Origin of the sequence: Pseudidiomarina salinarum, assembly GCF_000753715.1 — a bacterium.
In the GTDB taxonomy this organism is placed as follows: Bacteria; Pseudomonadota; Gammaproteobacteria; order Enterobacterales; family Alteromonadaceae; genus Pseudidiomarina; species Pseudidiomarina salinarum.
On the sequence record NZ_JPER01000005.1, the window covers coordinates 24,538 to 45,186 of the forward strand.

Here is a 20,649-nt window from a genome sequence, read left to right on the forward strand (position 1 = left end):
GAAGACCTGATGAGCGGTACAGCCGAGCTGCCGGTAACGGCGCTGATTCCTGATGTTATAGCGCGATTACCTGGCGGCCGGATGGTGCTTGAGGCACCGCCCGGTGCCGGTAAATCAACGGCGCTGCCGCTCGCCCTGCTACAAGCCGATGCCTGGCAGCAGCAAAAAATCATCTTGTTGCAGCCCCGGCGCCTGGCTGCCATCTCAATTGCTAACTTCCTAGCCAGCCAGCTCGGTGAGCAGGCTGGTGCAACTGTTGGTTACCATATCCGGGGTGACCAGAAAATCAGCAAAACCACCCGTCTGATTGTCGTTACCGAAGGCATCTTCACCCAATATCTGCAGCAGGATCCTGAACTCAATGGCATCGGGCTGGTCATTTTTGATGAGTTTCATGAACGTAACCTGGCCAGCGATCTGGGGCTGGCAATGTTGCAGGAAGCGCTACCGCTGCGGCCTGATTTAGCGGTTCTTATCATGTCGGCAACGATTCCGGCGCAGGTGATTGCCGACTGGCTGGGCAATGCTGAAGTATTGATCAGCGCCGGGCGGCAGTTTCCGGTATCCGTGGCGCACCGGCCGCCGCCTGCTGGCAGCAACTGGCTGCAGCACCTGCCAGTGGTAATTCGCGAAGCCTGGCGTGCAGCAGAATTGGGTGTGCTGGTATTTCTGCCCGGGCAACGCGAAATTCATCGCACTGCAGAGCAACTCGGTGACTTGACGGATACCGATATCTTTATTCTGCACGGGCAGGTGCCGGTGCGGCAGCAACAGCAGGTGCTTTCAGCCCCACAGCAGGGCCGTAAGCGCATTGTGCTGGCTACCAACATCGCCGAAACCAGCCTGACGATTCCCGGTATCGATGTGGTGGTGGATAGCGGGCGTGAGCGGCAGGCGCAGTTTTATCCGCAGCATGGCGTTACCCGACTACTGACCCGCCGCATCAGCCGCGCCTCGGCGACGCAGCGGATGGGCCGCGCCGGGCGACTGCGGCCTGGTCGCTGCTACCGCCTGTGGGGTGAAAACGATGAACATGGTCTGGCGGATTATAATCCGGCTGAACTGGATACGGCTGATCTTGCCGGCCTGTTACTGGAATGCCGGCGTTGGGGCAGCGAACCGGAACAGCTGCGGTTTCTTACCCCGCCCAATACCGCTCACCTGCAGGCCGCCGAAAACCTGTTAAGGATGCTTGGTGCCTGTACTGTCCAGGGGCAACTGACCGCCGTTGGCCAGCAACTGACTCAGTATGGCACCGAGCCGCGACTGGCACGGGTGCTGGCCTGGGCCAGTGACCAGCCGGCGGCCGTCCGGGCGCAGGTTGCTTCGCTGGTGGCGCAACTTGAAGATCGTCAGCCCGCAACAGGTGCGTTTCCGCTGCCGCCAGAGCGGCTATCTGGTCTCACGCGGGAGCGTTACCGGCAGTGGCTGCGTGCTTTGCAGGTTGATAGCGCAGCAGCAAAAGCGGGTGTCTCGGAAGTGGCCTCTCATGCCCTGTTATGGGGTTTCCCGGACCGGGTGGCGCGCCGGCGGGGCAGCAGTGACCGCTACTTGCTCGCCTATGGTGGTGGCGCAGAAATCCATAGAGACGATGCCCTGCCGCGCCGCGAGTGGTTGCTGGTGCTGGATGTTTACTTCAGCGAACACCACTCAGATGCAATTATTCGCACGGCGCTGGCGCTGCCTGAGTCGGACCTGGACCATCCGGCGCTGGCTGTGGCCAGTGATACCGAAATAACCTGGAGCGGGCCGCAGCAGCGGCTGGAATCAGCTCGGGTACGCAGGTTGGGTGCTATTGTACTTGATCGGCAAATCCAGTCGGCAGCGATCACCGCTGAGCAAAGGCTGGCCGCATTGGTCGCCAGAGTTCAGGAGCACGGTCTGGCGCAGTTAAACTGGAACGAGCAGGTGCTGCAATGGCTGGCGCGGGTACGCTTGCTAGCGGCTTGTCAGCCCGACAGCGGCGCAGCGCAAGTGCCGGACTTTTCTGACAGCGCTCTGCTCAGTTCCCTTGCTGACTGGGCTGCCCCGTACTGGACGGCGATAAAAACCCTCAAAGAACTGCAACAGTGGCAGCCACTAACCGCGCTCAGGAGTCGGTTGACCTACCAGCAACAACAGTTGCTTGACCAACAATGTCCCACCCACTGGCGGGCGCCCGGTGGGCGCGAGCACCACATTAACTACCTGGAAGCCAAGCCCACGGTGGCAGTAAAACTGCAGGAAGTGTTCGGCGAGCCAGTGTCGCCGCAAATTTGTTTCAACCGGGTGACCCTGACCCTCGATCTGCTCTCACCAGCTGGTCGGTTATTGCAACGCACCAGCGATTTAGCAAGTTTTTGGCAAAATGCCTATCAACAAGTAAAAAAAGAGATGAAAGGGCGGTATCCTAAGCATCCATGGCCTGATGACCCGATTGCGGCCCAGGCAACCCATAAAACCAAGAGACAATTGCGATGACCCGGAAGCGTGCAGCGGTGTTCCGTTATTTATTCTGGACTGCTATGAAGCTGGCTCTGCTGCTGGTCGTTGTGGTCGGTCTTTATACTATCTATCTGGACAGCGCCCTGACCAAACGCTTCAGTACCGAGCGTTATCAGGCGCCAGCCTTGGTCTATGCGCGCGCAATGGAACTGTACCCGGGCGCCTCGTTATCGCTGGCGACGGTGGAAGCGGAACTGCAGCGACTCAATTACCGACCGGTCATGCGACTGACCGACTCAGGGCAGTATCTGCGCCAGGGCAATAGTCTGGCGCTGTACCGCCGGCCCTTTGATTTCCCGGATGGCCCCCGGATGGCGCAAGCCGTAAAAGTAGAGTTTAGTGGTGCTGACGGCATCGCACGAGTGCTGAGTTTGCCGGATGGTCGTGAACTAAACCGGTTTTCACTGGAAGCGCCCTATCTTGGTCGCATCACCGGTGGCAACAACGAAGATCGGTTGTTGGTGGGTCTGGAACGGGTTCCTAATCTGCTGATCGAAACCCTGCTACTGATTGAAGATCAGGATTTCTACCACCACTCCGGCGTATCGGTCAGTTCGATTGGGCGTGCGGCGCTGGCTAACCTGGCGGCTATGAAGACAGTGCAGGGCGGCAGCACGCTCACCCAGCAGTTAGTGAAAAACCTGTATCTGACCCGTGACCAGACACTGTGGCGCAAAGCAAATGAAGCCCTTATGGCGCTGATCATTGATTATCGTTTCAGCAAAAACGAGATCCTTGAGACTTACCTGAATGAGGTTTACTTCGGGCAGGATGGCGGGGCAGCGATTCATGGGGTCGGGCTGGCCAGCCGCCACTATTTTGGCAAGCAGGTACAGGAACTTGAAGCGGCTGAAATCGCATTGCTTATTGCCGTAATCAAAGGGCCTTCTTACTATAACCCGCGGCGCTATCCGGAACGGGCGCAGCAGCGCCGCGATATGATTCTGCAACTGATGTTCTCTCAGGATCTGATAAGCAGGGACGGTTACCTGGTGGCCCTTGAACAGCCGTTAACTCATTCGCCCGAAAGTGGCCGCGGTACACAACAACTGGCGCATTATCTCGAGCTGGTGAAGCAGGAACTCACTCAGCTGTACCTACCAATGAACTGGCAACGTGAGGGGCTCCGCGTCTTCACCTATCTGGATCCGATCGCCCAGCGCGCCGCTGAGCAGAGTCTGGCGGGGCAGATTGAACGGGTAAGTAAAGACCCACTATTACAAGGCGCGGTAGTGATCAGTGATCACCAACAAGCCGGTATCACGGCTCTGGTTGGAGATAGGCAACCGCACCGGGCCGGTTTTAATCGCGCCCGCGATGCGATTCGCCCGGTCGGTTCGCTGATTAAGCCGTTTATTTACGGCATCGCCCTTGAGTCGCCGGCAACCTATAACCTTGCCACGCCGATAGCGGATGATCCGGTGAAACTGGCAGGGCCAGATAATCAAATCTGGGAACCTAAGAATTTCGACAATACCTTTAAAGGGTCGATGTTGCTCTATGATGCCCTGGCGCAGTCACGCAACGTACCGGCGGTGCGGCTGGGAATGGATATTGGCCTGCCGGTACTGGTCGAGCGCCTGCAGCAGGCCGGCGTCAGCACCCCAATCGCCGCTTATCCGTCACTGACTCTCGGCGCGATGGCGGTATCGCCACTGACGGTTACCGAACTCTACAGTACGCTGGCAAGCCAGGGGCAGTACCGGCCACTGCAGGCGGTTAAAGCAGTCACTAATCATCAGGGGCTGTCGTTGTACGAACGGCCACAGCCAGCGGCGCATCAGGTTTTTGCCCGTGATGCCGCCTATCTGGTGACGACGGGCTTACAGGGCGTGGTTAACGAAGGCACCGGCAAGGCCCTGGGTGCTCGCTTTGGCAAGGATGTGTTGGCTGGCAAGAGCGGCACGACCAATGATTACCGCGACAGCTGGTTTGTGGTATTCGACGGACAGCAGGTTATTACCAGTTGGCTGGGGCGCGATGATAATCAGCCAATAGGATTAACCGGCAGTAGTGGTGCGCTGCATGTGGTGAGCGAGATTCTGGCGACGACGGGAATCAGACCTATGCAACGAGTGATGCCGGCTAGCCTGCAGTTGCAGGCCTTTCATCCGGTGACCGGCGTGGCAATTCCTGAAGACTGTAGCGAAGCCCGCCTGTTACCGGCTCCGCCGCAGCAATTAACGGAAGATATGAGTTGTTCCGGCGAACCCAGGGAAAAATCCTGGTGGCGCCGGATATTTTAAGTTTATTTCAGTGCTTTTAGCTCGCTGAATGCCTGTTCTGCGGCAGCAAGGGTGGCGTCGATATCAGCGTCGCTGTGTGCAGCGGACATAAAGCCAGCCTCAAATGCCGATGGCGCCAGATAAACGCCCTGTCTCAGCATGCTGTGATAGAAGGCTTTAAAGTGTTCCATGTTGCACTGCGTGGCTTGCTGGTAGCTGGTTACTTCGCTCGCTCCGGTAAAGAAAAAGCCAAACATGGAGCCAGCACGGTTGGTGGTGAACGGGATACCAGCGGTATCGGCGAGCTGCTGCATACCGTCCACCAACTTAGTTACCTTCGCTGTCAGGTTGCGGTAAAGCTCCGGATCCGCTAATTCTGTCAGCGCGGCCAGACCAGCGGCCATAGCAACGGGGTTGCCCGATAAGGTACCCGCCTGATAAACCGGACCCACCGGGGCGATAAAGTCCATAATCTCACGCTTGCCGCCAAAAGCCCCGACCGGCATACCGCCGCCGATAACTTTGCCTAAAGTGGTCAGGTCCGGGGTTACACCATAATGTTCCTGAGCGCCGCCGCGGGCCACCCGGAAACCGGTCATGACTTCATCAAAAATCAAGACACTGCCGTAGTCGTCACAAATGCTGCGCAGACCTTCCAGAAAGCCGGCAGCAGGTGGTATACAGTTCATATTCCCGGCAACCGGCTCGACAATAATGGTGGCAATCTGATCGCCGAACTGGGCGAAGATGTCCCGTACTGAATCCAGATCGTTAAAGGTCACTGTCAGGGTATGTTTGGCAAAGTCTTCCGGGATGCCCGGTGAATTTGGTACACCCAGAGTCAGCGCACCAGAACCGGCTTTAACCAGCAGTGCGTCAGCATGGCCGTGGTAACAGCCTTCGAACTTCAGGATCTTATCGCGGCCGGTATAACCGCGGGCCAGACGAATGGCCGTCATGGTTGCCTCGGTACCCGAGTTAACCATCCGTACTTTTTCAATTGATGGCACCATCGCTTTGATTTTTTCAGCCATAGTGATTTCAATTTCGGTCGGGGTGCCAAAACTCAGGCCGCGCTCAACTGCTTTTAAGGTCGCGTTGCGAATGGCCGGGTGGTTATGCCCCAGAATCATCGGCCCCCAGGAGCCAACATAATCGATATAGCGGGTACCGTCAGCGTCGTACATATAAGCGCCATCGGCGCGCTCGATGAAAATAGGTGAGCCGCCAACGCCGTTAAAGGCGCGGACCGGTGAGTTTACGCCACCTGGAATGCTGTGCTGTGCCTGGGCAAATAATTCTTCTGAGCGGGACATTGAATTCCTCGTTAGTTAGCTAATTACACGTTGCGCTTATCGCTGTACCAGTTGACCTCACACTCATGGCGATCAACCTGATCAGTGACGCCGAGGGTAAGTGCAAATAAGGCCATACGAATCAGTACGCCGTTATCTGCCTGACGGAATATGGCCAAATTCGGGTTTTGGTTCAGATCGTTATCCAATTCATTGGCTTCGGCGCGGGAATCGCGCGGCAACGGGTGCATAATGACGGTATTGGGTTTGTAGTGCTTGGTGTAGATTTCACTGTTTAAGCGGAACTTGCCGCGGTACTGGTTGGCTTCCTGCGGGCTGGTAAAACGTTCCTGCTGGATACGGGTCTGGTAAACGATATCGGCATCAGAAATACCAATGACCTGATCGGTGATGGTTACCTGATGTCCCGCTTGTTCAATTACATTAAGGATACTATCGGGCATCGCTAGTTCATGGGGTGCAATCAGGGTAAACCGGATATTCTTGTACATCGACAACAGGCGCGACAGTGAGTGCACCGTACGGCCAAACTTGAGGTCGCCCATCATACAGATATGCATGCCATCGATGTCGTGACCATGATAGGCCAGTTCTTTTTTAATGGTGTACAAATCCAGCAACGCCTGGGTGGGGTGTTCGTTGGCCCCGTCGCCACCGTTGATAACCGGTACCCGGCTGCCTTCGGCAAATTCGGCCACCGAGCCGGATTTGGGATGGCGCATGGCGATGATATCACTGTAGCTACTTAGCACCCGGGCGGTATCGTACAGCGACTCGCCTTTGGCCAGGGCCGAACTTTCCATCCCCGTGGTTTCACGGACTTCACCGCCCAGCAGGTTGAATGCTGTGCCAAAACTAATTCGGGTACGGGTAGAGGCTTCAAAAAACAGGTTTCCGAGAATGGCTCCGTCCAGTACGCGAGTTCTCTTCTGGCGCCGGGCATAGGGCAACATCCGATCAGCAATCTCAAAAATTTGCTCGATACTATGGCGATCAAATTGGTCGACTGAGAGGATATTCTTTCCGGTGAAATTCATGTTCAACAAACCTTACAGTGAGGGAAACACTGGACGGATACTCTAGCAGAAATAGCCTGTAAAAAGAACGCTTCGGCGCGTTAAAAGGGCTTCAGTACCGCCAGAATAATGATCGCCGCCAGCGCCAGTACCGGCACTTCGTTAAATACCCGGTAAAACTTATGGCTACGGCGGTTGCGATTGTGCCTGAAGTCGGCCAGCAATTTAAAGCAGTAGCCGTGATACAGATAAAGGCCGGCTACGATAACCAGCTTGGCATGCATCCAGCCACTATATTTAAACCAGGCCATACCGTAACTATAGATCAGTAACAGTCCAAAAATCAGCGTCAGAATGGCAAAGGGCGTGATAAAATAGAGCAGCCGTCGCTCCATCAGCTTAAACTGCCGGTCAACTTCCGGCACATCGGTCTGGGCGTGATAAACGAACAGGCGCGGCAGGTAAAAGATGCCGGCGAACCAGGCCACCATGAAAATTAAGTGCAGGGCTTTGTACCATAAGATGTCCATAATTTCGTTCCCATGCGGGTGGCTGATATTTCGGTTGCGAACTGATGTCCGCCTGCGTAGCATGACGCCGTTCCATCATAAGAAGTGTTGCCATGAATGAGAAGCAAAAAATCCCTGACTTAGCGAACCTGAACCGCGCGGCGCAGGCAGTAGTGCTTGCCGGCTTGCTGGTAGTTGGCGCGCTGCTGGGTTACTTGCTTGGTAACTGGCATGTATTTAGCCTGCAGAACGACGTTGAAGCTCTTGAGCAACAGATTGCTGAGCTCTATGATCAAACAGAACAGTTTGATTATCAACAGCATATGGCAAAAGTTGAGCTGGGAATTGAAAAAGCCGCAAGCAAAAGCCTGCAGCAGGAGCTACTGATGGCGCAGGATGAAAACTTTGCGCTGCGTCGCGAACTGACTTTTTACCAGAAAATCATGGCGCCGGAACTCGAAGCCGATGGAGTGGTTATTGATTCGCTGGAGCTGCAACAGAACCGCAATGCCGATCATTATCACTTCCGCCTGGCTATCGTGCAGACTGAACGGCAGCGCAATCTGACCAAGGGCAAGGTATCCTTGCAGCTACGCGGGCGATTAGATGGTTCAGTGACTTATTTTGACCTGCAGGATTTGGCTAATATTGAAGACAAAGACCGTAATTTCAGTATGCGTTACTTTACTGTGCATGCCGGCGACTTTGTGTTGCCCGCAGGCTTTTTGCCGGAACGCATTGATGTAGAAGTGGAATTGAGCGGTAGCGACCGGCAGACCCTTACCCGCAGCTTCTACTGGAACCAGCTATTATCGGTGAAACGTAGCCCGGGCCGCGACAATACTTGACCCTTTTAGTCAGGTAAGCGAAAATAGCACCAGATATTTCAGAGGTACTACGAAATCATGACTGCAGCAGCGCAACCTATGCCCATCCAGTTTACCGATGCGGCCGCCAATAAAGTAAAAACACTGATTGCCGAAGAAGAGAACCCCGAGCTGAAACTGCGGGTTTATGTAACCGGTGGTGGCTGCTCAGGCTTTCAATACGGCTTTACTTTTGATGAAAAAGTGAATCCCGGTGACATGGAAATTGAAAAAAGCGGCGTCACCCTGGTGGTCGACCCGATGAGCCTGCAATACCTGGTCGGCGGTACCGTAAACTACGAAGAAGGCCTGCAAGGCGCGCGCTTCTTTATAGATAATCCCAATGCCTCAACCACCTGTGGTTGTGGGGCCAGCTTCTCCGTTTAACCAGGTGAGAATAGCCTCGCTTTCGGGTAGACTGTTGCTACATTCTACAGGCGAGGTTTTTTATGAGCGCATATGCGGACCATATAGCCACGGTCAGAGCGCGTTTTGACGCGGCACTTGAGGCTTCCAATTTTGATTCTGTGCTGGTTTATGCCGGCCAACCCCGATTAGCTTTTCTCGACGATAACCCCTATCCGTATCGTGTAAATCCGCTGTTTAAATACTGGATCCCGGTAACCCAAAGCCCGAAAAGCGCTTTGTTTTATCAGCCTGGTCAGAAGCCGGTGGTATTTCTGTTCCAGCCGCGGGATTTCTGGCATGCCCAGGCCCAGGTGCCGAAGGAAGAATGGCAGGATTACGTTGAGCTGGTGATCGTTGACGACCAGAAAAAAATTGAGAGCCACCTTGGTGATAAACTGAAGGACGCGGCGCTGCTCGGTGAAGATTTTGCCGAGCCGGTTGCCAGCTGGCCGGTTAAAGCGTGGAATCCACAAGCGCTGCTTGATCATCTGCACTTCCATCGCGCTATAAAAACCGACTGGGAAGTACAGAATCTGCGCGTTGCCAATGAGCGTGCCGCCAAAGCGCACCTTGCTGCCCGTGCGGCATTCTTTGCCGGTGCCAGTGAACTGGAAATTCACCAGGCCTATCTGCGTGCTATCAATTTCCGTGAATCTGAGGTGCCATACAACAGCATAGTGGCCCTTAATGACCATGGCGCTATCCTGCATTATGATATTTACGATACCGAAGCACCAGCCGACCCGGCGCGTTCGTTCTTAATTGACGCTGGCGCGACCTACCGTGGCTATTGTGCGGATATTACCCGTACCTACGCGCGCGACGAAAAAGGCTTCTTCCAGGATCTGATCGATGCGGTTGATGAAGCCCAGCAAGATCTGCTTAAGGAAATCAAACCGGGCCGGGACTACTACGAACTGCATGTTTCACAGCATCTGAAAATTTCGGCTATTTTATCGCGCTTTGGCTTTGTCGAAGGCAGCGCCGAAAGTATTTATGAGCAAGGTTACAGCAGTGCATTTTTCCCGCATGGCCTGGGGCATTTTATTGGTTTGCAGGTGCATGATGTGGGTGGCTATCTGCGCAATGATCGCGGCGATAGCTACGATCGCGATGTTCGCCATCCGTTCCTGCGCTTGCTGCGTCCGGTTGAAGCAGGGCAAGTCTTTACTATTGAGCCCGGGCTTTACGTGGTTGATCAGTTGCTGGAAGACTTTTCGGGCAATAAAGATTTCAACTGGGATCGTATCGCCGAACTTCGTCCTTATGGCGGCGTCCGCATAGAAGATAGCATTGTTGTTGGCGAAAACGGCAACAATGAAAACCTGACCCGCGATGCTTTTGAAAAGCTGAAAAACTAGTCGGGCAGGTAAAGTCCACCTAATACTGCCGACCGGCTGGCGCCGGTAACTGCAGGCAGGTTGCCTGGCAGGCGTTGCAGATAGCGCTGGGCCAGCCAGGCAAAGGCCATAGCTTCCACATGCTGCGGGTGAATTCCCAGCTTTTGGGTTGAGTGCCAGTGGCACTCGGGCAAATTGCGGGTCAGTGCCTGCATCAACACCGGGTTAAAGGCCCCCCCGCCAGCCACATAAACCGTCCCCGGCCGTGCGGGTAGCCAGTCTTTCAGCGCCCGGCTGACAGACTCGGCGGTCAACTCCACTAAAGTTGCCTGCATATCGGCAGCATCAAACTGATCGAGGTCGCCCAGCTGCTGTGCCAGCCAGTTCAGGTTAAAAGCGTCGCGTCCCGTGCTTTTCGGCGGTGGACGGTGGAAATAGGGATCGCTAAGTAAGGTTTCCAGTATCCTGGCATCAACCCGGCCCAGGCTGGCCAGCTCACCATTGGTGTCATAGTCTGACAAGCTGTCGGGATAGCAGCGCTGGTACCACTGATCAAGCAGGGTATTCGCGGGCCCGGTATCAAAGCCAAGCACACTCTCTCTATCGCCGGGCAGCCAGGTGACATTCGCAATTCCGCCCAGGTTAAGCACCGCTCGCGGCGCCTCAGGGCTGGCAAATAATGCGTGATGGAAAGCCGGCACCAGGGGCGCGCCCTGGCCACCGAGAGCAATATCTTTGCGGCGAAAGTCGGCAACCACGGCAATCCCGGTTAGCGTCGCCAGCCGGTTCGGATCGCCCAGTTGCAGGGTATAAGCAGGGCTGGCATCAGGTTGGTGACGCACCGTCTGGCCATGGCTCCCAATGGCGCGAATGGCATCGGCAGCCAGCCCCTGGTCAGCCAGCAAGCGGTTCACCAAGTCGGCGCATAGCCGGGCAAACTGCTGATCAGCAATGGCCCAGTGATGCAGATCGTCATGGCGCGCGCGGCACAGGTCGTGCAGCTGTCGGGAAAGTTCAGATGGGAAGCTTTGGTGGCGATGGGCGAGTAACTGCAGGGAGCTATCATCAGCGGGAACCTTCACCAGCACGGCATCAATACCATCCATGCTGGTTCCCGACATTAAGCCGATGAATAACTCACCGTTCATCAGCGCATGGCCAGATAAACACGCTTGTTATCGTTAATGACGGCCAGGCGTTGGGCTGCGAGGTCTTTAAAGCGCGGTAACTCAGCTTTCGCTAGTGACTCGGCTTTAGGTAGTTCAACGGTGCGTGGATTGCGGTGCACGCCGTCGACCAGGAATTCATAATGCAGATGGGCACCAGTTACCCGGCCAGTAGCACCAACCCGGCCAATGGTTTCGCCCTGTTTGACGCGCTGGCCATTTTTAACCAGCCGTTTACTCAGGTGCAGGTATTTGGTGACGTAGCGCTCACCATGCTGGATGAACACATAGTGACCATTCAGGTTGTTATAGGCGCTGGCAATGACTTTACCGTCGCCGGACGACATCACCGGGGTGCCGACGCTGGCGGCGTAATCAATGCCGTTATGGGCGCGCACCTGACCGGTAACCGGATGCAGACGGCGCGGGTTAAAGCTTGAACTGATATAGGTAAACTTAACCGGCGAGCGCAGGAATGACTTGCGCATGGCCCGGCCATCAGCGGTGTAATAACGGTCATCGTCGTTCAGAATGGCCTGGAAATAGTTGCCGCGGTTAACGAACTCGGCGGCCAGAATACGGCCATAACCGATAAACTCACCGTCAGCGTATTTCTTCTCGAATAAGATACTGAACTCGTCGCCTTCGCGTAAATCTAATGCAAAGTCGATGTCCCAGCCGAACATATCGGCAATACTCATAATCTGTTGTTCGGTCAGACCAGCATCAATACCGGCATTCCAGAAACTGGTTTTAATTTCAGCGAACGCAAATGCGGGACGGGTCTCGACCGCTTTCTGTTCAATTTCGCTGACATAACCATCGGCGCTTTTGGTGATGATCAGGGTGTCAGTGGTATTCAACTGATAAGCTAACTGAACCAGCTCACCGTCAGTATCCTGAGCAAAGCGCAGAGTATCGCCCGGATGAATTTTGCGCAGTAGCTTATCGCTCTGCTTATCGCGGGTTACTTTGTATAGTTCTTGCGGGCTAAAACCCATTTTATCGAAGATCCGTGCCAGGCTGTCGCCGCTGCGGATCTGATAACCGCTCCAGCGAACTTCAGGTTCGCTGATCTTCGCCGCTGCAGCTGCCTGCTGTTCGGCAAGTTCCAGTTCCAGCTGGTAGCGCTGGCCAAGGATCAGTTGTTCGCCTTGTAACTGAGGTGCTTCACTGTGTCGGGATGCAGTGGCTGGCTCGGATGGCAGCAACAGCAATACCAGGGTCGCTGCACAGACACTGCTCAGCAACACCTGATGCCGGCGAGGGAGCCGGGCAACAGTTTTCGTCAGTAATTGTGGAATTTGTTTCATATTATTCCAGCCGCTTAGCGCACAATAATTGTTTAAACTTACGGCAGAATAATACGAAGCACCACGTTTTTCCAGTCGCTTTACCTTTATTTACGCTTAAAACCCCAGGATAAATAGAATACAATGCCACTTTTGTAGCCAGCTTTATGATTTTCCGGGGAGAATTCAGAACATGACTCACTCAGTTGCGGATGCGTTTGCAGCCATAGCGCGTGGTACCGAAGAGATTCTGCTTGAGGATGAACTCAAGGATAAACTCGCGACCGGAAAACCGCTGGTCATCAAGGCTGGCTTTGATCCTACCGCGCCTGATCTCCATCTGGGACATACCGTTCTTATCAATAAACTCCGGACGTTTCAGGATCTCGGCCACCAGGTGATTTTCCTGATTGGCGATTTCACCGGCATGATTGGCGATCCGACTGGCAAAAATGTGACGCGTAAGCCGTTATCCCGCGACGATGTTATTGCCAACGCGCAAACTTACAAAGAGCAGGTGTTTAAGATCCTGGATCCGGACAAAACCACGATCCGCTTTAACTCCGAATGGATGAATGATCTGGGCGCTGCCGGCATGATCAAACTGGCGGCACGACAGACTGTGGCCCGGATGCTCGAACGTGACGATTTCAAAAAGCGCTATGGTACTGGCCAGCCGATTGCCATCCATGAATTTCTCTATCCGCTGGTACAAGGCTGGGATTCAGTGGCACTGAAGGCCGATGTTGAGTTGGGCGGTACCGATCAGCGCTTTAATCTGCTGATGGGCCGCGAACTGCAAAAAGACGAAGGCCAGCGGCCGCAGACAGTGATCATGACGCCACTACTGGAAGGTCTGGATGGCGTACAGAAGATGTCGAAGTCGCTGGGTAACTATATTGGTATTACTGAACCGGCTAATGAAATGTTCGGCAAGATCATGTCTGTTTCCGACGATTTGATGTGGCGCTACTTCGAGCTGCTGAGTTTTGTTCCGCTGGCCGAAATAGACGAATTCAAAGCGGCGGTGCAGCAAGGTGCGAATCCGCGCGATTATAAAGTGCTGCTGGCGAAAGAGATTATCGCGCGCTTTCACAGTGCGGCCGATGCCGATGCCGCGGAACAGGACTTTATCCAGCGCTTCAGCAAAAATGCGATTCCCGACGAAATGCCGGAAGTGACCCTGACCAGCGATGACGGCGAAATGCCTATAGGCAATGTGCTGAAAGCCGCTGAACTGGTTGGCTCTACATCAGACGCTATGCGGATGATCAAGCAGGGCGCGGTTAAGATTGATGGTGAGAAGGTTACCGATACCCGCCTGGTTATTAAGGCCGGCTCGACTGCTGTCTATCAGGTCGGTAAGCGCAAGTTCGCGCGCATTACGTTAAACTAATTCGAACTTAGTCAGAGCGAAGTTCGGTTCGGGCCGGTTGTTTATAACGCCGGCCATCAGGCCAACGCAACAGCGTCATTTCATTGCCCCAGACGCAGCCGGTATCTAATCCAATCACATCGTCCCGCCCGGTTTGCCCTTCCAGGGCAGCCCAATGCCCGAATACCAGACTTTTATCCGTTATAGGGGCCAGTTCAAACCAAGGGATTAGATCGCTGTGATGGTCCGTTTCAGGGCCTCCCTTGGCACTGAAGTCCAGCCTGCCGTCATGGTGACAAAAACGCATCCGGGTAAAGGCATTAATAATAAAGCGGGTGCGGTCGGCGCCGGTTAATTTATCTGACCAGCGTGCCGGCTCGTTGCCATACATTTCTGTCAGCCAGCTTGCCAGGTTGTCGTCAGCGCAGGCTTCGCGTAGTTGCCGGGACACTTCATCAGCATAGTTGGCGGCTTCTGTTAATGACCACCAGGGGTAGATTCCGGCGTGGGTCATCACCAGGTCGTGGGATTCTCGCAATAGAGGCTGTTGGCAGAACCAGTGAATCAGCTCGCGCTGTTCGTCTTCACTGAGTGCCAGGATGGCATCCAGCTTATCGGCCGGGTTGGCTTTGCGTACGCCGCAGAGCACCGCCAGCAGATTAAGATCGTGGTTGCCCAGCACACAGCGAGCCGCGCTGCCGAGGGAGCGAATCAACTGCAGCGCTTCAAGAGATTCCGGCCCGCGGGCGATAATATCGCCAACACACCAGAGCTCGTCGTAGCTGGGCTTAAAGGACGCTTTATCCAGCAATTGCCGGAGTTCGCTGGCGCAGCCCTGAATATCCCCCACGATATAGCGTGTCATCGCGCGGCCTTAATGCAGAATATTAGGAACGGCGAGGCGGAACGACGGGATGGCCACTTTAAACGATTCCCCTTTGCTATCGATCATGCCGTAGTGCCCCTGCATGGAGCCCAATGGTGTCGCCAGTACGGTGCCGCTGGTGTAGCTGAATGTTTCACCCGGAGCCAGCTTGGGCTGTTGACCGACCACACCCTCACCGGCAACGCGCGTGACCTTGCGCTCTGCATCCGTAATTTGCCAGGCCCGATCTATTAGCTGCACGCTGTCGGTACCATTATTGGTAATGGTGATGGTGTAGGCAAAAACATACTGGTTGTCAGCCGGAACTGACTGTGATGCCAGGTACTGCGTGGTAACACTGATATCGATACTATTCATGAGTCTCCTGTTGGGTGCTGTACCAGTCGGCTAAGCGACAGAAATCGGCAACGGACAAGGTCTCAGGGCGCGCGCCCGGATCGATGCCAAGCGCTTCCAGTTGCTCGTCGTTCATCACTTGCTTCAGGTTATTGCGGATGGTTTTGCGGCGCTGGTTGAAAGCGATCAGGCAAATCTGATGCAAGGCTTTGCGATCTTTTACCGGGTAGGGTGACTCGTCATAAGGCACCAGGCGTACTACTGCAGATTCAACCTTAGGCGGTGGCGTAAAGGCGCCCGGCGGCACCATCAATACGGGTTCAACGCGGCAGGCTTGCTGTACGCTGACGCTGATGCGGCCGTAGGTTTTACTGCCAGGTTCCGCCGCCAGCCGTTCGACTACTTCTTTCTGCAACATGAAGTGCATGTCGCTGACGATATCCAGTTGCGCCATTAAATGAAAAACTAACGGCGTCGAAATGTTGTAGGGAAGATTGCCGAAGACCCTTAATTTGCCGGCGTCGGCGAACTGGCGGAAGTCGGTTTTCAGCGCATCGCCACAAAAAATCGTTAATTTGGGTGATAAAAACGGGTGCTGCTGCAGTCGCGCGACTAAGTCGCGATCCAACTCGACCACCGTCAGGTGCCCGGCGCGATCGGCTACGGGTTCCGTCAGCGCGGCCAGACCCGGCCCGATTTCGACCAGGTTTTCGCCCGGCTGGGGGTTAATGGCATCGACGATGTCATTGATCACAAATTGGTCATGCAGAAAGTTCTGCCCGAACCGCTTACGGGCTGTGTGACCCAAATGGCTTTTACTCATGTATGTACCAGTCTTATTTAAGAACCATGTCGATGGCAGATTGCAGCGCATAATGTGCGCTACCGGCGTCAATGTTGCCTGTTCCGGCCAAATCCAGCGCCGTGCCATGATCGACTGAGGTGCGGATAAAGGGCAGCCCCAGGGTGATGTTGACGGCGTTGCCGAAGCCTTTGTATTTTAGCACGGGCAGGCCTTGATCGTGATACATCGCGATAACTGTGTCGGCCTGTTCAAGGTAGCGGGGCTGAAAGACAGTGTCAGCAGGCCAGGGGCCGCTCACGTTAATGTTACGGCTTTGCAGCGCCTCAATAGCGGGGATGATCTGGTCAATTTCTTCGCGCCCAAGGTGGCCTTGCTCGCCTGCGTGGGGGTTGAGTCCGCAGATTAGGATCCGCGGTTTTTCAATGCCGAATTTGTGTCGGAGATCCTTGTCCACAATAGCGGTAACCCGTTCTACTAAATCCTGCGTGACGGCACTGGCAACGTCGCGCAGCGGTAAGTGCGTGGTCACCAGGGCTACCCGCAGGCCCGGCGTGGCAAGCATCATCACCACCAGTTCAGTGCAGCTGAGTTCAGCAAAGTACTCGGTATGGCCGCTGAAAGGGATGCCGGCGTCATTGATCACGCCTTTATGGACAGGGCCTGTCATCACAGCAGCAAATTCTTTGTCCAGACAACCTTGTCCGGCAAGGCGGAGGGTTTCGATTACATAGCTGCTGTTGACGGGATTAAGACGTCCGGTACTTACAGCTGTGGGGCAGCGCACCGGCAGTACAGTGAGACTGCCGGCTGCTTGTGGCTGTGCCGGCGTCTCTTGATCGTAGTTGTGCAGAGTAAGGGGAATTCCCAGTTGCACTGCACGTTGTGCTAAGACAGCGCTATCACCAATCACCACCAACTCAACGGGCCAGCTGCGCTGACTGAGCATAACTGCCAGGTCAGGGCCGATGCCGCTGGGTTCGCCTGGCGTGATGGCGATACGCCGTACTGTCATTCGTCGACCTGTTCGATATAAGCCTGGTCGCGAATTTCTTGTTGCCAGTTTTCCAGTTCTTCCTGATATTTACGACTGAACAGTAACTGGTAAGCACGGTTTTGCTTGTTGCGTTCGGTGGTATCCTGAACGCGGCGATCCATGACTTCGACAATGTGCCAGCCAAACTCTGTTTTGAAGGGTTCGCTGATGTCGCCGATATCGGAGCGTTGCAGTGCGTTTTTAAAGGCATCGGCATAAATTTCAGGCTCTGCCCAATCAAGTACCCCGCCTTGTGAAGCTGAACCCGGGTCAGCTGAGTGCTCGGCGGCCATCTCGGCAAAAGTTGCTTCACCACTAATCAGTTTTGCACGGATCTCGTTGAGTTTCTCCTGCGCGGCCCGATCGGACAAAATGACCGATGGCTTGATCAGGATGTGGCGCGCTTTGACTTCTTCAACTTCCGTGGTTTCAATACCGCGGGTATCCAGTACTTTCAGAATATGGAAACCAACACCGCTTTTAATCGGGCCGACAATTTCACCCGCTGGTTTATCACGGATTACTTCAGCAAACAGGGTCGGCATCGAGTTAATATTCATCCACCCAAGATCACCACCTTCCAGCGCTGCTGAACCAGATGATGTAGTAATCGCCGCTTCGGCGAAATCCGCACCATCGCGTAACCGCTCCAGCAAGGCTTCTGCGTTCCGGCGCGCGGTTTGTGCTTCTTCCGCTGTGGCGCGATCAGGTAAGGCTATCAGAATGTGGCCAAGGCGGTATTCCACCTCGTCTTCAGACATTTCAGCCATCATCTTCACCAGATTACTTATTTCCTGGGGTGATACATACACCCGGCGCTGAACGGCGCCACGCTGGACTTCACCGGTAATGATTTCGTTGCGGATATTCTCGCGGAAATTCGCCCAGCTGGTGCCCGAACGCTCAACTTCTTCGCGCATTTCATCGATGGTCACGCCATTTTCGCGGGCCATACCCAGCATTGCCTGCTGTAGCTGTGCGTCGCTGACCTGAATACCCATCCGGTCGGCCATCTGCAACTGCAACTGGCGCAACACCAGCCGGTCGATGGCCTGAACCCGCAATACCTCGTCGCTGGGAAGGTTCATTCCCCGCTCGGCGGCATTAGCTTTAACTTGTTGTATCATCTGGTCGACTTCACTCTCCAGTACAACCCCGTCGTTAACGACAACTGCGACCCGATCCAGCGTCTCTTGCGAGTAGCTGATCATACTGACCGATGCCAGTATCAGGACACAGAAAAACTTAGACATTTTATTCATGAATACTACCTAGTTACTCAGATGAAACGGATGGCGGTAACCGAATAAGCTTTGCTCAAGTAAATCCAGCAAACTTCGGTTATCAGAACCCAGCCCTTTAATTATAAATTGCACACTGATGCCATTATCAAACTCGGGCGCATCGAACCCGGGGTTATTCTGTTGTATTTCAAGGTTGCGGTTAATGCGCCGGTAAGCGCCAACCCGCATTGCCCAGCAACAATCGCTGTACTGTACCGCAAGCAGTCCATCGTTGGTACGCTTGTATTGCAAATCGTAGTACCAGTTGGCTGCCAGTTGCCACTGCGGAGCCAGCTCAAGTACTGATTGCAGGCCCAGCTGCTCGATATTATTGCCCAGAATATTGGTCGCCTTACGGTGGCTTATCTGCAGCAAATTTACCGGTCCTTTGCGGTACTCTAATGCGGTCTGACTCTTCTGAGTGCGATTCAGTTCCATATCGTATTGCAATGATCCGTTAAAATACCACCGCTCAGCAATCCGGAACCGGGTTTCCAGAGCCAGATCCGAGCGGTTGGTGGTCACTGCACTGTCGCTACTGAGTAATTGGGTGCGTGGTTCTTCAAAATAATAAACCTGAGCAGCGCTAAAGCGAAAAACTTCCCGCGACGCCGGATCATAAATACTGGTTGAGGCACCGACAGTGACCTGGTTCGCGTCTGAGATCCGATCCAGTCCGGAAAAGCGCCGGGCCCGGAACAGTCCGCGGTAATCATCCTGCATCAGCGTCGAATCATAAATCCCGATATCGGATTGATCTTCATAAGGCGCGTAGAGATACTGCACCTGCGGCTGCACCGTCTGGCGATAGCCGCTGTTATTAAAGATAAAATCACGTTCAAAGTTCAGGCGCCCGTGCCAACGTAGCTGAGGTATGCCGCGGCTGGGATTTTCCGCCAGCCCCTGGCTGGTGGCATTCTGATCATACTGGGTATAGCTGTAACTCAACTCGGCCAGCCAGTCGTAAGCCGGAGCTTCAACGTGATAGCTGACCTGAGGTTCAATATGGACCCGCGTGGCATAGTCATTATCGTCGTTCTGATTCTGGAAATGGCTGATTTCAGTGAACAAACGGTAATCCAGACCCCTAGGGTCCTGCCACTGATACTCGCTGGCAACCTGCGGTAAGGTTCGATAGGGCGAGCGGTAGTTACCGAGCAGCTCGAAATCTTCAATCCGTACTTTTACCTGCCAGTTGTCGGTGAGGTAGTTGGTTTGCGCATGGCGATACAACTGAGCATCGGCGCGACCAGCAAAATCGCTGCCAAAATCGTTCAGGTAGTCATCATCGCTGATAAAAATACCGTTCACATAGGATTGCCAGTGCGGGCTCCAGTCCTGCTGATGTTCAATGCGCCACAGATAGCGGGAATTGTCCGTCTGCCAGCTATCGTCTTCATTCAGGTACGCCAGGTTGAGCTGGCCGCCGCCGGTTTCGCTCAGATAGCGGTATTCGCCCTGCATCTGCAGACCCCGCTTATCCATATATCGCGGCGTAATAGTCGCATCCATATTAGGCGCGATGGCGATGTAATAGGGTACTTCAAACTCAAAACCGTTCTTTTGTGACGAACGGATAGTCGGGAATAAAAAGCCGGACTTGGCATCATCTGACGTCGGAAAGCTCAGATAAGGGATATAGAGTACGGGTACGCCGAACAGTTCGAAACGAGCGTGCCTGGCCTCACCCTGACCATCTTCTTCATTAAGGCTGATGGTCTGGGCTTTCATCTGCCAGGCCGGATTATCCGTCGGACAGGTGGTAAAGGTTGAGCCTTCCAGCGTTACTTGCCCGGGTGAAACAGAGAGTACGTCGGCTTCGCCGCGGGCTCCATTTTCAGCAACCTGATAACGGGCACCGCTCAGATAGGCGCGGTTCTCGCCGGAGTTCAGCCGGAAATTTTCGCTGGCGACCTGCAAGTAGCCGTCAGTAAAGCGGGTTTGCCCGCTGGCAACGATATTGCCGGTCTGCTGATTAATTTGAGCCTGCTCGGTACGCAGCTGTTGTTCATCAACCTGTACTTCAACGTTGCCGTAAAATGAGGCGACTGAGGTTTCAGAGTCAATGTCGGCACGGTTAGCGCGCACTGCGATAGCGCCTAAGGGTAAATCACCAATGGGGGTAAAAGGCTGTTCGATAAGTGGTTGTGGGATCGGGCAGACGCTGGCGAACTCGGACCCGGCCGGTACCTGAGCCTGGGCGACACTACTGCTGCCAATAAGCAACAAAGCCCCCCAGTTATATCGCCGAAAAAATTTGCGCATTTATTATAATACCTGATTTTGTCCTTAACCTTGTGCAAGGTATG

The 20,649-nt window shown here is 54.5% G+C and carries 17 protein-coding genes; 6 read left to right on the forward strand and 11 right to left on the reverse strand.

Annotation, left to right across the window (positions count from 1 at the left end):
- Nucleotides 1–9: 9 nt before the first annotated feature.
- Both hrpB and mrcB read left to right on the forward strand, forming a co-directional pair.
- Entirely contained in the window at nucleotides 10–2,460 is a 2,451-nt protein-coding gene (gene hrpB, locus IDSA_RS09335) for an ATP-dependent helicase HrpB (protein ID WP_034776290.1), read from the forward strand.
- Entirely contained in the window at nucleotides 2,457–4,730 is a 2,274-nt protein-coding gene (mrcB, locus tag IDSA_RS09340; RefSeq protein WP_034776291.1) for a penicillin-binding protein 1B, read from the forward strand. Before hrpB ends, mrcB begins: the two co-directional genes overlap by 4 nt.
- 2 nt (nucleotides 4,731–4,732) lie before the next feature.
- On the opposite strand, the gene hemL is transcribed toward mrcB, so the two are convergent.
- From hemL to hemJ, 3 genes are all read right to left on the reverse strand, one after another.
- Entirely contained in the window at nucleotides 4,733–6,025 is a 1,293-nt protein-coding gene (gene hemL / locus IDSA_RS09345) for a glutamate-1-semialdehyde 2,1-aminomutase (RefSeq protein WP_034776292.1), read from the reverse strand.
- A 23-nt stretch (nucleotides 6,026–6,048) separates the two neighbouring features.
- A complete protein-coding gene (locus IDSA_RS09350) occupies nucleotides 6,049–7,062 on the reverse strand; it encodes an aspartate carbamoyltransferase (protein WP_034776293.1) in 1,014 nt (337 codons plus the stop codon).
- An 80-nt stretch (nucleotides 7,063–7,142) separates the two neighbouring features.
- The gene (gene hemJ / locus IDSA_RS09355; RefSeq protein WP_034776294.1) at nucleotides 7,143–7,571 is read right to left on the reverse strand and encodes a protoporphyrinogen oxidase HemJ; all 429 of its coding nucleotides are present in this window, start codon (nucleotides 7,569–7,571) and stop codon (nucleotides 7,143–7,145) included.
- A 92-nt stretch (nucleotides 7,572–7,663) separates the two neighbouring features.
- On the opposite strand from hemJ, the gene IDSA_RS09360 reads away from it, so the two are divergent.
- The 3 genes from IDSA_RS09360 (at nucleotide 7,664) to pepQ (ending at nucleotide 10,185) form a co-directional block, all read left to right on the forward strand.
- A complete protein-coding gene (locus tag IDSA_RS09360) occupies nucleotides 7,664–8,398 on the forward strand; it encodes a DUF6776 family protein (protein ID WP_051986214.1) in 735 nt (244 codons plus the stop codon).
- Nucleotides 8,399–8,455: 57 nt separating this feature from the next.
- Nucleotides 8,456–8,803, forward strand: a complete 348-nt coding sequence (erpA, locus tag IDSA_RS09365; protein WP_034776295.1) for an iron-sulfur cluster insertion protein ErpA — start codon at nucleotides 8,456–8,458, stop codon at nucleotides 8,801–8,803.
- Nucleotides 8,804–8,865: 62 nt separating this feature from the next.
- Nucleotides 8,866–10,185, forward strand: coding sequence for a Xaa-Pro dipeptidase (gene pepQ / locus IDSA_RS09370; RefSeq protein ID WP_034776296.1), 1,320 nt, complete (start codon nucleotides 8,866–8,868; stop codon nucleotides 10,183–10,185).
- On the opposite strand, the gene IDSA_RS09375 is transcribed toward pepQ, so the two are convergent.
- On the reverse strand, nucleotides 10,182–11,312 hold the full coding sequence (locus IDSA_RS09375) for an anhydro-N-acetylmuramic acid kinase (protein ID WP_034776298.1): 1,131 nt from the start codon (nucleotides 11,310–11,312) through the stop codon (nucleotides 10,182–10,184). The genes pepQ and IDSA_RS09375 overlap by 4 nt on opposite strands.
- Nucleotides 11,312–12,643: a peptidoglycan DD-metalloendopeptidase family protein gene (locus IDSA_RS09380; RefSeq protein WP_034776299.1), complete on the reverse strand. Its 1,332-nt coding sequence runs from the start codon at nucleotides 12,641–12,643 to the stop codon at nucleotides 11,312–11,314. The genes IDSA_RS09375 and IDSA_RS09380 overlap by 1 nt, the downstream gene beginning before the upstream one ends.
- A 172-nt stretch (nucleotides 12,644–12,815) precedes the next feature.
- Here IDSA_RS09380 and tyrS point away from each other — a divergent pair, with 172 nt between their 5' ends.
- A complete protein-coding gene (gene tyrS, locus IDSA_RS09385) occupies nucleotides 12,816–14,018 on the forward strand; it encodes a tyrosine--tRNA ligase (RefSeq protein WP_034776300.1) in 1,203 nt (400 codons plus the stop codon).
- Nucleotides 14,019–14,025: 7 nt separating this feature from the next.
- Here the strand turns inward: tyrS and IDSA_RS09390 are convergent, their stop codons facing one another.
- Genes IDSA_RS09390 through IDSA_RS09415 form a run of 6 tightly spaced genes read right to left on the reverse strand, consistent with a single transcriptional unit; the run spans nucleotide 14,026 to nucleotide 20,605 of the window.
- Nucleotides 14,026–14,862, reverse strand: a complete 837-nt coding sequence (locus tag IDSA_RS09390; protein WP_034776301.1) for a symmetrical bis(5'-nucleosyl)-tetraphosphatase — start codon at nucleotides 14,860–14,862, stop codon at nucleotides 14,026–14,028.
- A gap of 9 nt (nucleotides 14,863–14,871) precedes the next feature.
- Complete coding sequence (gene apaG, locus IDSA_RS09395; RefSeq protein WP_034776303.1) at nucleotides 14,872–15,240, reverse strand: Co2+/Mg2+ efflux protein ApaG; 369 nt, start codon at nucleotides 15,238–15,240, stop codon at nucleotides 14,872–14,874.
- The gene (gene rsmA, locus IDSA_RS09400; protein WP_034776304.1) at nucleotides 15,233–16,042 is read right to left on the reverse strand and encodes a 16S rRNA (adenine(1518)-N(6)/adenine(1519)-N(6))-dimethyltransferase RsmA; all 810 of its coding nucleotides are present in this window, start codon (nucleotides 16,040–16,042) and stop codon (nucleotides 15,233–15,235) included. The genes apaG and rsmA overlap by 8 nt, the downstream gene beginning before the upstream one ends.
- A gap of 13 nt (nucleotides 16,043–16,055) precedes the next feature.
- On the reverse strand, nucleotides 16,056–17,036 hold the full coding sequence (gene pdxA, locus IDSA_RS09405) for a 4-hydroxythreonine-4-phosphate dehydrogenase PdxA (RefSeq protein ID WP_034776306.1): 981 nt from the start codon (nucleotides 17,034–17,036) through the stop codon (nucleotides 16,056–16,058).
- Nucleotides 17,033–18,319, reverse strand: a complete 1,287-nt coding sequence (gene surA, locus IDSA_RS09410; RefSeq protein WP_034776308.1) for a peptidylprolyl isomerase SurA — start codon at nucleotides 18,317–18,319, stop codon at nucleotides 17,033–17,035. Before surA ends, pdxA begins: the two co-directional genes overlap by 4 nt.
- 9 nt (nucleotides 18,320–18,328) lie before the next feature.
- Nucleotides 18,329–20,605, reverse strand: coding sequence for an LPS-assembly protein LptD (locus tag IDSA_RS09415; RefSeq protein WP_051986215.1), 2,277 nt, complete (start codon nucleotides 20,603–20,605; stop codon nucleotides 18,329–18,331).
- Between the last annotated feature and the right edge of the window lie 44 nt (nucleotides 20,606–20,649).

Coding starts and splice junctions, on each gene's coding strand:
- rsmA (WP_034776304.1), bottom strand. CDS start 16,042: ATGAGTAAAAGCCATTTGGGTCACACAGCCCGTAAGCGGTTCGGGCAG.
- hemL (WP_034776292.1), bottom strand. CDS start 6,025: ATGTCCCGCTCAGAAGAATTATTTGCCCAGGCACAGCACAGCATTCCA.
- surA (WP_034776308.1), bottom strand. CDS start 18,319: ATGAATAAAATGTCTAAGTTTTTCTGTGTCCTGATACTGGCATCGGTC.
- apaG (WP_034776303.1), bottom strand. CDS start 15,240: ATGAATAGTATCGATATCAGTGTTACCACGCAGTACCTGGCATCACAG.
- pdxA (WP_034776306.1), bottom strand. CDS start 17,036: ATGACAGTACGGCGTATCGCCATCACGCCAGGCGAACCCAGCGGCATC.
- tyrS (WP_034776300.1), top strand. CDS start 12,816: ATGACTCACTCAGTTGCGGATGCGTTTGCAGCCATAGCGCGTGGTACC.
- hemJ (WP_034776294.1), bottom strand. CDS start 7,571: ATGGACATCTTATGGTACAAAGCCCTGCACTTAATTTTCATGGTGGCC.
- IDSA_RS09415 (WP_051986215.1), bottom strand. CDS start 20,605: ATGCGCAAATTTTTTCGGCGATATAACTGGGGGGCTTTGTTGCTTATT.
- hrpB (WP_034776290.1), top strand. CDS start 10: ATGAGCGGTACAGCCGAGCTGCCGGTAACGGCGCTGATTCCTGATGTT.
- IDSA_RS09380 (WP_034776299.1), bottom strand. CDS start 12,643: ATGAAACAAATTCCACAATTACTGACGAAAACTGTTGCCCGGCTCCCT.
- erpA (WP_034776295.1), top strand. CDS start 8,456: ATGACTGCAGCAGCGCAACCTATGCCCATCCAGTTTACCGATGCGGCC.
- IDSA_RS09350 (WP_034776293.1), bottom strand. CDS start 7,062: ATGAATTTCACCGGAAAGAATATCCTCTCAGTCGACCAATTTGATCGC.
- mrcB (WP_034776291.1), top strand. CDS start 2,457: ATGACCCGGAAGCGTGCAGCGGTGTTCCGTTATTTATTCTGGACTGCT.
- IDSA_RS09360 (WP_051986214.1), top strand. CDS start 7,664: ATGAATGAGAAGCAAAAAATCCCTGACTTAGCGAACCTGAACCGCGCG.
- IDSA_RS09390 (WP_034776301.1), bottom strand. CDS start 14,862: ATGACACGCTATATCGTGGGGGATATTCAGGGCTGCGCCAGCGAACTC.
- IDSA_RS09375 (WP_034776298.1), bottom strand. CDS start 11,312: ATGAACGGTGAGTTATTCATCGGCTTAATGTCGGGAACCAGCATGGAT.
- pepQ (WP_034776296.1), top strand. CDS start 8,866: ATGAGCGCATATGCGGACCATATAGCCACGGTCAGAGCGCGTTTTGAC.